Here is a 12,199-nt window from a genome sequence, read left to right as displayed (position 1 = left end):
CCGTCCCAGTTCCGTGCGAGTTCCGCCGTCACGATACTGGGAGGCCCGAAGGCCTGTTGCTGATCGACGCTCAGTGGACCCGGACGATGATCTCGGAGTGGCCCAACCGGATCACGTCACCGTCGGCGAGCTGCCACTCCTGGACCGGCGCGTTGTTCACCGTGGTGCCGTTGGTGGAGTTCAGATCCGAAAGCAGCGCGACCTGGCCGTCCCAGCGGATCTCCAGGTGGCGGCGCGACACGCCCGTGTCGGGCAGCCGGAACTGGGCGTCCTGGCCGCGGCCGATCACATTGGCGCCTTCGCGCAGCTGGTAGGTGCGGCCGCTGCCGTCGTCGAGCTGCAGGGTGACGGTCGCCGCGGCGCCGTAGCCGCCGCCGTAGGGAGCGGGTGCTGCGGGCTGGGCGCCGTAGTCATAGCCGGCGGGCTCGCCGTAACCCTGGTCCGGGTAGCCGCCCTGGGCCGGGGGCTCGCCGTAACGGCCGTAGTCGGGCGCCGCCGGGGCGGGCGGTGCCGCGTAGTCGGCGCGGCCGTACTGCTGGCCGCCGTAGCCGCCCTGATCGGGATAGCCGCCCTGGTCGGGGTAACCACCCTGATCGGGATAGCCCGGGGCCTGCGGTGCGGGCGGACGGCCGTAGCCCTCGTCCTGGCGGGCCGGGGGGCGACCGTAGTCGTAATCGCCGTACCCGGGCGGCGGCGAGGCCGGCGGCTGGCCGTATCCGGCCGGCGGCGGCTGCTGGCGGTAACCCTGGTCGGGGTATCCGGCCGGCGGCTGACCGCCGGGCTGGCCGTAGCCCGCGGGCGGACGCTGCTCATACGACGGCGGCGGGTAACCCTGATCCGGGTAGCCGCCCCGATCCTGCGGGTAGCCACCCTGGTCGGGGTAGCCGCCCGGACGCGGCGCGTAGCCACCCTGCTCCTGCGGGTAACCGCCCTGTTCCTGCGGGTGGCCCTCGCGGGCCTCTTCAGGCTGGCGGTACCGGTCGTCGTACTGTTCGTCGCCGGGCCGACCCTGTCCCTGGCCTCGGTAGCTCGGGTTGTCGGTCATCGCTGGTGCTCCTGGTTCTGTGGACGCGCGGTCTCGTTCTGCTGGTGCGGGTTCGCGGGTGGTCGTGTCTGGGTTGACCGCTCCACGGGCGCGGAACTGTCCGGTGTGCAGGCTCGGCGATGGCTCAAACCTGACGACCACATCACCATACGTTTGCCACCCCTGGTCATGGATGAAACCCTCCAGGTGACGGGCAAATGTGGTCGATGTCCGGTCAGGGTCGGCGCTCACCTTCTGGTAATCAGCCTCACTGAGGGTAATGACGTAGTCGTTGGGGGCCAAAATACGGCCGCCGCCGACGTTGCGAGATCTGGCCTCGGCTTCGCGGCGCAACAGCGCCTCGACCTCCTGCGGGACGATCGACCCGCCGAAGACCCGGGCGAAGGCGTCACCGACGGTGGATTCGAGGCGTCGCTCGATGCGGTCTGCCAGACCCATCTCACCGCCTCTCTGCCTCGTCGTACCGTCGTCGGTCCCCGCGCCGCGTGTCGCTCTGGCCACACTGCTCACAGGCATGTTATCGGCCTATCGCGCAAAAGCGTGACCAACAGATCTCTGAGAATCGGATCACGCCAGGTCAGAAGGGGTGGTGGCGATCGAGTTCCATGGGTTTGGGGGCGGCGGGCGTGGAGTGATAATGTTGCGCGGTCGCTCGGGCGAGTGGCGGAATGGCAGACGCGCTGGCTTCAGGTGCCAGTGTCCTTCGGGACGTGGGGGTTCAAGTCCCCCTTCGCCCACAACATGTTCGCAGGGCCTCGGTTATCCGGGGCCCTGTGTGCTTTCCGGGGGTCGGGGTATTGCGACCCCGCCGTGGAAATCGGCGCGCGCGGTCGCCGATGACGTTGTGGCGCAGCCGGATTACGAGGCCGACGGACGGATTCCTGCAGTTCGGCTCACGCGCCGGTCCGGATCAGCGACACCGGCGTCTCGCTGTAGGCCCGCAGCCCACGGCAGATGGACGCATCGCGCAGGGTGCCGGTCAGGGTGACGGGATCATAGGAGTACTCGAAGGTCGACGGCTGCCGGACGCCGTCACATGTGGCCCCGGCGGGATTGGGCCGGCTGAACTGCCAGCGCCCGTCGATCAGCCGCATCTCGTGCGTCCAGCCGCCCGTTTGGGAGGTCACCGTCGTGCAACCCTCCCCGCACGGGGAGAGGGTCAGGTACCAATGCGAGTCGGTGTCGGGGTCGGGCCACTGCTCGGTGCCGAGCACGGTGAACTGCCGGCTGCCCTGGACGTACTGGTCGTACATGCCGGAGAGTTCCTCGGCGGACGCCGGACCGGCGAGCATGACGGCGGCGCCGCTGAGCGCGGCAAGTGTGGAAACGGCGCGAACAACAATCATGGTGTGTCCTCCCGCAGGGGTCCGCTGACGGGAGTATCGCAGGACGGCCGTAGCGTCGTCGCTGATCAGCGATTTCAGTACTGCGGCGGCCAGTGCGGCGGCGGCGGAGGCTGCTGCGGGTACGGCGGGGGCCACTGGCTTCCCGGGGGCGGCGGCTGTTGTTGCGTCTGCCAGTACGGCTGCTGACCCTGCCACTGCGGCCACTGCGGTGGCGGGTAGTACGGATACTGCGGCGGGCCCGGCCGGGGCGGCTTCTTCACCAGTTTCACGATCGCCCAGACGATCAGCCCGACGATCAGCGCCAGAATGAACAGGCGCCCCAGCACCTCACCGACCACCCGGGCCGGATGGTTCGCGTCCGCCAGAATCAGCGCAGAATCAATGGTCCCCATCGTGGCTCCCCCCGACCGCCAGACTTGTCATCACCAGCCTATGGCGGTGCGGGCATGCTCCCGACAGAGATTTTCAGTGCTGCAGTTGCGCGGGCAGCGCGGACCGATCGATATCGCCCTTGGCGGTGACGGCGATATCGGCGGCGAACACGACGACCTCGGGGATCTCGTAGGGCGCGAGCCGCGTGCGGCAGAAGTCGGCGATACCCACGGTGGTCAGTGATCCGGCGCCGACGATCACCGCCGCGACCCGCTCCCCGTAAAGGTCGTCGGGCACCCCGACGACGGCGGCGCGGGTGATGTCCGGGTGGGTGTGCAGCACGGACTCGACGCGTTCCGGTGCGATCTTCTCACCACCGCGGTTGATCAGGTTCTTGATCCGCCCGGTGACGGCGAGGTGGCCGCCGTCGTCGATGGTGCCGATGTCGCCGGTGTGGAACCAGCCGTCGGCGAAGGCCGCGGCGCCGGGTTCTGTTGCGGGCCCCAGATATCCACGCACGACCGTCGGTCCGTTGAGCAGGATCTCGCCGGTCCCCGACGCGCTCAACCCGGCGGTGACCACGCTGGGGCGCCCGACGGTGTGGGTGCGAACCGTGACGTCGTCACCGGCCACTGCGGTCGAGGCCTGGTGGGTGGTTTCGGTCATGCCGTACGCGGCGAGCACGACGGTGCCGAAAGTCGACTCGAGCGCCGCGGTGTCCTCCGCGCTGAGCGGGGCGCTGCAACTGCGGATGAATCGGAGCCGGGGGTAGGTGGCTCCCGGGGTGGCGCGACTGAGCAGGATGCGGTGGATGGTGGGCACGGCGGTGTACCAGGTCGCCTTCGCGGCCGCGATGTCATCCCAGAAGGTGTGCGCGCTGAACCGTCCACTGGCCGGCAACAGCAGCGTCCCGCCACTGGCCAGCGTCGCCAGTAGTGCCGCGACCAGACCGTGCCCATGGAACAACGGCATCACCGCCACCGTGGCGTCGGTCTCGGTGAGCCGGTACCCGTTGACGATCGCCGTGATCGAGCACGCCAGGTTGTGGTGGGTCCACGGCACGAGTTTGGGTGCGCCGGTGCTGCCCGAGGTCATCATGATGAGCGCGTCGTCGCCGCTCAACCCTGCCGGCCCGGACGCGGCACGGGGAGGTGCGGCAGCATCGAGCATGGTCGGCAGGCCGGCCTGATCGGGGATCAGCAGCCAGTCCGGGCAGTCGGTGTCGAAGTCCCAGGTGCGCAACCGGTCGGTCACCACCACCCGTGCTCCCAGCGCTTCCACCCGCCGGCGTTTGTCGGCTCCGGGCACCGTGGGGTCCATCGGTGCCACCACCACGCCGGCGCGGGCGGCCGCGATGAGCGCGACCACGAACTGCGGGCCGTTGGCGGCCTGCAGCACCATCACATCGCCCCGGGACAACCCTGCACTCATCAGCTGTGTGGCCAGTTGGTCTGCGGCATAGGATAATTCGGCGTAGCTGTGGTGCCGGTATCCAGAGCCGCTGATCAGCGCGGTGCGCGACGGGTCGGCGGTGCGCAGGATGTCGCCCAGCCGCCAGGACGGAGCATTCGTGTTCGTCATCGGTTTGCCTCCGCGAGATCCGTTCGGGGATTGAGGTTCGTCAGATGGCCGGACTCGGTACCGGCCGTGACGTCGAGTTCGCAGTCGATGAGCGTCGGCCGGCCCGAGGCCAGCGCCTCGGTCAGTGCGGCCCGCAGTTCGTCGGCCGTGCGGACGTGCTGGCCGACGCCGCCGAACGCGGTGATGAGGTGTTCGTGATGCGCGCGCGGTGCCAGCACCGTCGGGGCGGGATCGGTGCTCGCCGGGTCATTGCCGTCGCCGCGGTAGACGCCGCCGTTGTTGAGCACCACCACGCAGACCGGAAGTTGGTAGCGGCAGATGGTCTCGATCTCCATCCCGCTGAATCCGAAGGCGCTGTCGCCCTCCACCGCGACGACCGGCTGACCGGTCTCGACCGCGGCGGCAATCGCGTAACCCAGCCCGACGCCCATCACACCCCAGGTGCCGCTGTCCAGTCGGTGCCGCGGCAGCTGCATGTCCAGCACGTTGCGCCCGACGTCGAGGGTGTTGGCGCCCTCGTTGACCAGATAGACATCTGGCCGTTCTGCGAGGACCTCACGGATCGCGCCGAAGGCGTTGTGGAAGCGCAGCGGATGCGGATCCTCGGCCAGCCGGGCGGCCATCTTCGCGTCGTTGGTGCGCCGGCGTTCGGCCAGCCGGTCCCGCCACTGCGGCGGGCAGCGCACGTCACGCTGCGCCGCGCCGCGCGCCAGCGCGTCCAGCACCGAGCCCAGGTCGCCGGCCAACGGCACGGTGATCGGCTGGTTGCTGTCGAATTCCGTTGGGTCGATGTCGATCTGAATGAACTGGGCATCGGGCGACCATTGCGGTGCCTCGCCGTGACCCAGCAGCCAGTTCAGTCGCGCGCCGGCCAGCAGCACCACGTCGGCCTCGGCCAGCGCCAGCGAGCGGGCCGCCGCGACCGACGCCGGATGAGCATCGGGCAGCAGGCCCTTGGCCATCGACATCGGCAGGAACGGGATGCCGGTCTGCTCGACGAACGCGCCGACGGACTCCTCCACCCGCGCGTAGGCGGCGCCTTTGCCGAGCACGATGAGCGGCCGGCGCGCCGAGGCCAGTAGGTCCACGGCGGCCGCTACGCTGCTGTCGGCAGGCCGTTGCGCCGGAGCCGGGTCGACGACCTCCCACAGCGATCGCCGTCCGGTGCCGGCGTCGACCACCTCGCTCAGCACCGAGCCGGGGATGTCCAGATAGACCCCGCCTGGGCGACCGGACACGGCGACCCGGATGGCCCGGGCCACGCCGCGGCCGATGTCCTCGGCGCGGTTGATCCGGAAGGCGGCTTTCGCGAACTGACGCGCCGCGGCCAGCTGGTCGAGTTCCTCGTAGTCCCCGCGCTGCAGATCCACGATCGCCCGGTCGCTGGACCCGGCGATGTGGATCATCGGGAAGCAGTTCACCGTCGCATTAGCCAGCGCCACCATGCCGTTGAGGAAACCGGGGCCGGAGACGGTCAGCAGCACACCGGGTTTCTGGGTGAGAAAGCCGGCAGCGCCTGCGGCATGACCCGCGGCGGACTCATGCCGAAAGCCCACGTACCGGATGCCCGATGCCTGGGCCAGTCGTGCCAGGTCGGTGATCGGGATGCCGACGACGCCGTAAAGGGTGTCGACGTGATTGCGCTGCAACGCGGCCACCAGGAGATGGAAGCCGTCGGTACGCGCCGTCCCGTTCATGGGGAAAGTCTGCGTCCGGGGACACCCTCGGCGATATCCGGCTGACCGGGAATGAGCAGTGGGGGCTAGCCCTACCTCGGCGCGCTAGCAGGGATCGCCGGGCGGGGTGTAGTAGGGCACGCCTTCGACCGTGTAGCAGGGGATTTCTCCCGGAACGTAGGGTACGTGCGCTGACGCGATGGCGGCACCGACGGCGACATCGCCGACGATGTTGGTACACCCGCCGGCGGCGAAGTGCCGGCCATCGGCCCCGGCACAGACATCGGCACCGGCCACCGGCGCGGATACGACGGGCAGGACGGCCGCCGATGCGCTGAGCAGCGCGCCGGCCAGCAGGGTGGTGGTGCGTGTGACCATGGGAGTCTCCTTAGGGGGCGCGGTGCCTGGTGACAATTGTCGCGGTCGTAGGGGTGCGGGGACGGGGATTGCGGATATCGGGCATGAATCCTTGACCCCGCAAGATCTTCGACTGTGCGGCGTCCCGGGCCGCGGGTGCGAAGGGCGATGTCCACGGCCCGGTGGGCTGCGACCAGCCTTTGCCGAGCCGGTCGGTGCCGCCCCGATCCGCGCACCAAGCTCACGGTCGGGTGGTCTCAAATCCGTACCAACTCTTAGCTATTCACGACACGACGCTTGGGATACCTGGGCCGCGCCGCGCACCATCGTGGCGGGGGATCGATCCAGGGATGCCGTCTCGGCAAGGGGAGAACTTTGATGAAGATTCTGCGCGCGACCATCGCGTTGCTGTTCGGGATGAGCGCGGCCATGGTGGCCCCGGTGCCGGCGACGGCCGCCCCGGGCGCGAGTGGAGCCACGGTCCTCACGTTGGCGCCGGCTTTCGGACCGCTGGACTCCGACTGGCTGCGCGGGGAGCTGTTCGCCGCACCCAATGAGGTGCTCAAAGTGCCGTACAACAACTTTCCCGGCGCCACCAACACCAACAAGGGCGCCGACAAGCTCAACGAGATGCTGCATTCGACCCCGGGGCCCAAGATCGTGGCCGGGCACAGCCAGGGCGCCCAGGTCGCCGACGCCTGGTTGCGCCGGTACGGGCCCACCAGCGATATCGACCCCGCCACAGTGACATTCGTGATGACCGGTGATCTGGAGAGCAAGTACAACGGCTGCGCCAACGTCCCGGGGAGCGGTTGCGTGGCCGCCTACGGCGGGAACGGCTTCCCCGATGACACCCCGTACACCGTCAAAGTGATCGCCCGCCAATACGACTACTTCGCGGACTGCCCGAATGACCTGAACAACGCGGACGCGAAGAAGAACCGTGGCGCCGCCAGCCTGGTGGGCGGCAAGGGCGAGCTCAAACCGGTCCACAACGACTACAGCAACATCGGTCTCAACGACCCCGCCAACAAGACCTTCGTCGAGGGCAACGCCACCTACATCTTGGGGGCCCCGGCCACCTATTTCCTGCCGATGGTCACCCAGCAGTGGACATCCAACAGTCAGAAAGTGGGGGATGACGCCCGGTTGCGTCCCATCGTCGAAGCCGCATACACCCGGCCGATGGGCACGCTGCCGATTCCGGCGGCGCCTTAGCGGACCTCGACCGGACTCTTGCGGGCCGCTTCCAGCGATGTGCCCTCGATATCCAGATCGGGCACGTACTTGTCGAACCACTTGGAGTGCGCCCACATTTTGTCGCCGAGGATGCTCATGATGGCCGGGATCAAGGTGAGCCGCACGACGAACGCATCGAGGAAGACGCCGACGGCCAGGCTGAGGCCGATGGATTTGATGATCGGGTCATTGCCGGCGAGGAAGGCGATGAAGACACCGAACATGATGAGTGCGGCCGCCGTCACCACCCGTGCCGACAGACCGACACCGTTGCGCACGGCCTCGAGCGCGTCGGTGGTGTTGCCGAGTTCCTCTTTGATCCGGGAGACGACGAACACCTCGTAGTCGCTGGACAGGCCGAAGATGATGGCCAGCAGGATGATTGGCAGGAAGCTGATCGTCTCGCCCGGTGTGACACCCAGAAGGCCTGCGCCCCAGCCCCACTGGAAGACCGCCACCTGCACACCGAGGGCGGCGAACACCGACAGCAGGAACCCGACGATCGAGGTCAGCGGCACCAGGGCGGCGCGGAACGCGACGGTCAGCAGGATGAACGCCAGCCCGACCACGACCACTACGAAGATCGGCAGTGCCGCGGCGAGTTTGTCGGAAGTGTCGATGTTGGAAGCGGTGTTGCCGCCGACGAGAATGGTTGCGCCGGTGCCGGCTTCGATGGCCGTGCGGTCGGCACGGATCTGCCGGACGAGATCGGCGGTGGCGAGGTCGTTGGGCCCGGTCTCCGGGATCACCTGGATGACGGCCGTACGATTGTCGCCGCCGGCCGGCGCCGCGGCCACCACGCCGTCTTCGCGGCCGATATTGGCGGCGATGGTGGCCACCGCACCCGGATCGGTGGCCTTGGAGACATCGGCCACCACGAGCAGGGGCCCGTTGAAGCCGGCGCCGAGATGCTCGGAGGTCAGGTCGTAGGCCTGGCGTGAGGTGTTGGATTCGGGTTGAGACGCGCCGCTGGGCAGCCCGAGATGCATGCCGAGGGCGGGTAGTCCGATGATCACCAGGGCCGCGGTCCCGCCGAGCAGCAGTGGCGTGCGGAAGCGCACCACGAAGCGGGCCCAGGCGGCGCCCATCGTGCGCTGTGGGGTGTAGGCGGCGACTTGGGCGACCTGCTTGGCACGGCCGGGCTGCAGCGGGGTGTCGATGAACTTCGCGACCTTGCCGCCGGCGAACCCGCACATGGCCGGGAGCAGGGTCAGGGAGATCAGCATGGCGATGAACACCGATACCGCCGCGGCCACCCCCATGTAGGTGAGGAACGGGATGCCGACCACCGCGAGGCCGCACAACGCGATGATCACCGTCAGTGCGGCGAACACCACGGATCCACCGGCGGTGCCGACGGCCAGTGCCGCCGCCTCGTCGCGGGGCATCAGCAACAGCAGATTGTTGCGGTAGCGGTTGAGGATGAACAGCGCGTAGTCGATACCGCAGGACAGCCCGAGCATCAGGGCCAGCGATTGGGTGGCCGACGGGATCTCGACGAACGCCGCCACCACGAAGATGCCGAAAAGGCCGATGCCGACGCCGATGCCGGCGGTGACGATCGGCAGCCCGGCGGCCACCACGGCGCCGAAGGTGACCAGCAGGATGAGGAACGCGACCACGATCCCGATGATCTCGGCGATCATCGGGGGTTCCACCTTGTAGCCCGGGTAGACACTGCCGGAGTATTCGACGCGGAGCCCGGCGTCCTGCACCGGTTTCATCGCCGTCTCCAGCTCGGTCAGAGCATCGTCGCTCACCTCGCCGATCGGCGCCTTCCACTGCACCGTGCCCAACCCGACCCTGCCGTCGGGAGCGATCTGGCGGGTCTGAGCGGGTCCGGCGGCCGCGGCGATATCCGGGATGGCGGTGAGGTTGGCAACGGCCCGGTCGATCGCGGGGGCGAAGGCGGGGTCGGTGACCGCACGGTTCTCCGGCGCGGCAATGGTCAGCTGAGTCTGCGCACCGGAGAAGGCGGGCAGGTTCTGCTGAAGCTGCTCGACCGCGCGCTGCGATTCGGTGCCGGGAATCGAGAAGTTGTCCGAGGGCTGGCCCCGTAGGCCGATGAAGGCCGCCGCCATGCCCAGCAGGACCGCCAGCCATACGCCCAGCACCAACCAGCGACGGTGGAAACTGAATCTGCCGAGCGCATACAGATAACGGGACACCACAACCCCCGGGTACTCGAGACAAGACAACTGGTCACGCTATGTATGCCCATCGACGGCGGTTTGACACGTGATGTCGGGTACAGCGACGAACTCAGACAGCCAACTGCCGGACGAGGGCGTCGGCCCCGGTGATCACCGGGGCAATCCGCCTGCGCGCGGCTGAACCCAGCCAGTCCTCGCGCCGCAGCTCGTAGACGTGCTCGATGAGCTCGCGACCGTCCTCCGCCAGGACATGACTGTCGACGAATCGATAGCCGAGGGTGGTGGAGACCGTGGTGCTGGCGGTGTTCTCCTCGAGCGCCCAGGATTTCGCTGCCTCGGCGTCCAGGTGGGCGAACGCGAGCTCGAGCACGGCGGCCCGCGCCCGGGTGCCCAACCCGCGGCCCTGGAACGGCGCCGTCAGCCAGGAGGTGGTGCCGACGACCCGGCGCTGTGGCCACTGCTCGAAACCCGACACGCTCTGCAGGCCGACCGGTACGCCGTCGACCAGAACCGCCAAATCCAGTGTCCAGCCCGGTCGGCTGGTGAGATCGCGATTGGATTGCACACGGGCGATGCGCTGACGTTCGATCTGCTGCGGCGTCCGCCCGTCGATCCACTTCACGAAATGCGTCTGGTCGGTGGGCAGCACCGCCCCCGGTGTCGCGGCATGGCGGGCGAGCTCGGCGAGTTGGGCATCCGAGGGAGCCGCCAATTCGGCACCGTCCACCGCGATCCGCAACGCGAATTGCGCTCCCGCGTGGGTCATCACGTCGACAGTAGCCCCCACCCGACCAGGAATACCGTACCCAGCGAGACCACCGTCAGCGGGACCCCGAAGCGGAAGAAGGTGCGCGTGGAATAGCCGCCCGGCTTCATCACCATGAGATTGGACTGGTGGCTGAACGGGTTGAGGAAGGTGAACGAGATGCAGGTCCCGATGATGGTCAACAGCAGCACGGGGTCCAGGCCGCTGCTGCCCGCGACCGCGATGGCGACGGGTGTGAGGATGGCCGCAGCCGCCGAGTTGGTGACGAGGTTGGTCAACAAGGTGGTGCCGATGGCGATCACCAACACCACCAGGGCGGTGTTGCCGGCCGAGAGCGTGAGCACCGCGTCCGAGATCCGTTCGCCCAGGCCACTGTTCACCACAATGGTGCCCAGCCCTACCGAACCGGCGATGATCGCGAGGATGTTCCAGTCCAGGGCCCGCACCGCCGACCGCGGTGTCAGCACCCGGGTGACGACCATCAGCGCCGCCCCGGTGACCGCGACGAGTTCGATGGCCGCCAAGCCCAGCGAACCGGCGACGATGACGGCCACCAGGATGGCGAGCGCCACCCAGGTCTTACCGGTCTGCGGGGCCTTACCGGCGACCTTCTGCCACAACCCGATCGAGGGATGGCCGGTCAGGACGTCCGGGGAGGCGGCGGTCACCAGGCACATCTCCCCGGGCGTGGCGGGGATGTCCCGGAGCCGCTCATCGCCTTCGGCCGCGACGACGGTGATGTCCTCGTTCTCCTCGAGTACGCGTACCGAGGATTGTTCATTGGTGGCGATGGACACCATGTACAGGTCCTGCGGTGACAGGCCGAACCGCGGGCTGGCCCACAGCATGCGCACACCCGCTTCGGTGGCGCGGTAAACCAGTACATCGTCGGCCTGCAGAACGCTGCCCGTATCGACCGGCCGCCCCCGGCGCAGCACCTCGAGCAATTCGAAGACGGGGGTGGTGTGGATGCCGAGGTTCGCCGCGCTGCGTCCAACCGCATTGGCATTGGCCGAGATCGGGATCTCGGCGCGCCAGGACGCGGTGTCACCGCCGGTCTCGGATCGCCCGCGCAGCATCAGCGGGCCGGTGATCAACAGCACCACCCAGCCGACGATGGCGACCGGAACCGCGACCGGTGCGAAGGAGAACATCGACACCTCGACCCCGGCGGGAGCGGCCAGTCCGGCGATCAGCAGGTTGGAACTGGTGCCGATCAAGGTGGCCGAACCGGCGAGCGTGGTTGCGTGCGCGATGGGCAGCAACACCGAACGCGCCGGCACCCCGGACTGTTGCTGCAGTTCCCTGGCCGCGGGGATCAGCATGGCCACCAGCGGTGTCGTGTTGATGAGCGCGGACACAACGCCGGTGGGCGGGATCAGCCGGCCCAGCGCCTGCCGCGGCGTGGCCACCCCGGCCAGCAGCCGGTACATCACGCGGGAGATGACGCCGGTGTGCAGCACGCCCTTGGCGATCACCAGCATCGCCGCGATGGTGATGACACCGCCATTGCTCAACCCGGCGAACAACTCGGCCGGCGTGGCGATACCGGCGAGGCCCGCCGCCACCAGCGCGCAGATCAACGCGAGCACGGCGGGCACCGCTCCGGTGGTCATGGCGGTGAGGGTGGCGACGACGATGATCGCCGCGACTATCTCCATGCC

Annotated in this window: 10 protein-coding genes and 1 tRNA gene; 2 read left to right on the top strand and 9 right to left on the bottom strand. The window is 68.6% G+C overall.

What is annotated here, in order from left to right:
• Positions 1-70 precede the first annotated feature (70 nt).
• Positions 71-1,483: an FhaA domain-containing protein gene (locus ASE48_RS21270; protein ID WP_057169136.1), complete on the bottom strand. Its 1,413-nt coding sequence runs from the start codon at positions 1,481-1,483 to the stop codon at positions 71-73.
• A gap of 216 nt (positions 1,484-1,699) precedes the next feature.
• Here ASE48_RS21270 and ASE48_RS21265 point away from each other — a divergent pair.
• A tRNA-Leu gene (locus tag ASE48_RS21265) sits at positions 1,700-1,782 on the top strand.
• Positions 1,783-1,938: 156 nt separating this feature from the next.
• Here ASE48_RS21265 and ASE48_RS21260 read toward each other — a convergent pair.
• The 5 genes from ASE48_RS21260 to ASE48_RS21240 all read right to left on the bottom strand — a co-directional run bounded on the left by ASE48_RS21260 (position 1,939) and on the right by ASE48_RS21240 (position 6,398).
• Positions 1,939-2,391: a hypothetical protein gene (locus tag ASE48_RS21260; protein ID WP_156409309.1), complete on the bottom strand. Its 453-nt coding sequence runs from the start codon at positions 2,389-2,391 to the stop codon at positions 1,939-1,941.
• Between the two features lie 74 nt (positions 2,392-2,465).
• Positions 2,466-2,783: a hypothetical protein gene (locus ASE48_RS21255; protein WP_057169134.1), complete on the bottom strand. Its 318-nt coding sequence runs from the start codon at positions 2,781-2,783 to the stop codon at positions 2,466-2,468.
• A gap of 73 nt (positions 2,784-2,856) precedes the next feature.
• Positions 2,857-4,344: an AMP-binding protein gene (locus ASE48_RS21250; protein ID WP_057169133.1), complete on the bottom strand. Its 1,488-nt coding sequence runs from the start codon at positions 4,342-4,344 to the stop codon at positions 2,857-2,859.
• On the bottom strand, positions 4,341-6,041 hold the full coding sequence (oxc, locus tag ASE48_RS21245) for an oxalyl-CoA decarboxylase (RefSeq protein ID WP_057169132.1): 1,701 nt from the start codon (positions 6,039-6,041) through the stop codon (positions 4,341-4,343). The genes ASE48_RS21250 and oxc overlap by 4 nt, the downstream gene beginning before the upstream one ends.
• Before the next feature lie 84 nt (positions 6,042-6,125).
• The gene (locus ASE48_RS21240; RefSeq protein ID WP_057169131.1) at positions 6,126-6,398 is read right to left on the bottom strand and encodes a hypothetical protein; all 273 of its coding nucleotides are present in this window, start codon (positions 6,396-6,398) and stop codon (positions 6,126-6,128) included.
• A 357-nt stretch (positions 6,399-6,755) separates the two neighbouring features.
• Between ASE48_RS21240 and ASE48_RS21235 the strand changes: the two genes are divergently transcribed.
• Complete coding sequence (locus ASE48_RS21235; protein ID WP_057169130.1) at positions 6,756-7,595, top strand: PE-PPE domain-containing protein; 840 nt, start codon at positions 6,756-6,758, stop codon at positions 7,593-7,595.
• Here the strand turns inward: ASE48_RS21235 and ASE48_RS21230 are convergent.
• From ASE48_RS21230 to ASE48_RS21220, 3 genes are all read right to left on the bottom strand, one after another.
• A complete protein-coding gene (locus ASE48_RS21230; protein WP_235571414.1) occupies positions 7,592-9,814 on the bottom strand; it encodes an MMPL family transporter in 2,223 nt (740 codons plus the stop codon). The two genes, ASE48_RS21235 and ASE48_RS21230, sit on opposite strands and share 4 nt — an antisense overlap.
• A gap of 64 nt (positions 9,815-9,878) precedes the next feature.
• Positions 9,879-10,535, bottom strand: coding sequence for a GNAT family N-acetyltransferase (locus ASE48_RS21225; protein ID WP_057169129.1), 657 nt, complete (start codon positions 10,533-10,535; stop codon positions 9,879-9,881).
• Complete coding sequence (locus tag ASE48_RS21220; protein WP_057169128.1) at positions 10,535-12,196, bottom strand: SLC13 family permease; 1,662 nt, start codon at positions 12,194-12,196, stop codon at positions 10,535-10,537. The genes ASE48_RS21225 and ASE48_RS21220 overlap by 1 nt, the downstream gene beginning before the upstream one ends.
• Between the last annotated feature and the right edge of the window lie 3 nt (positions 12,197-12,199).

Source organism: Mycobacterium sp. Root265, assembly GCF_001428895.1.
Classification (GTDB): domain Bacteria; phylum Actinomycetota; class Actinomycetes; order Mycobacteriales; family Mycobacteriaceae; genus Mycobacterium.
This window is presented reverse-complemented; position numbering and strand designations above follow the sequence as displayed.

Excerpts from the sequence above, each read along its gene's own strand:
- ASE48_RS21225 (WP_057169129.1), bottom strand. The coding sequence starts at position 10,535 with ATGACCCACGCGGGAGCGCAATTCGCGTTGCGGATCGCGGTGGACGGT.
- ASE48_RS21240 (WP_057169131.1), bottom strand. The coding sequence starts at position 6,398 with ATGGTCACACGCACCACCACCCTGCTGGCCGGCGCGCTGCTCAGCGCA.
- ASE48_RS21260 (WP_156409309.1), bottom strand. The coding sequence starts at position 2,391 with ATGATTGTTGTTCGCGCCGTTTCCACACTTGCCGCGCTCAGCGGCGCC.
- ASE48_RS21220 (WP_057169128.1), bottom strand. The coding sequence starts at position 12,196 with ATGGAGATAGTCGCGGCGATCATCGTCGTCGCCACCCTCACCGCCATG.
- oxc (WP_057169132.1), bottom strand. The coding sequence starts at position 6,041 with ATGAACGGGACGGCGCGTACCGACGGCTTCCATCTCCTGGTGGCCGCG.
- ASE48_RS21235 (WP_057169130.1), top strand. The coding sequence starts at position 6,756 with ATGAAGATTCTGCGCGCGACCATCGCGTTGCTGTTCGGGATGAGCGCG.
- ASE48_RS21250 (WP_057169133.1), bottom strand. The coding sequence starts at position 4,344 with ATGACGAACACGAATGCTCCGTCCTGGCGGCTGGGCGACATCCTGCGC.
- ASE48_RS21270 (WP_057169136.1), bottom strand. The coding sequence starts at position 1,483 with ATGGGTCTGGCAGACCGCATCGAGCGACGCCTCGAATCCACCGTCGGT.
- ASE48_RS21255 (WP_057169134.1), bottom strand. The coding sequence starts at position 2,783 with ATGGGGACCATTGATTCTGCGCTGATTCTGGCGGACGCGAACCATCCG.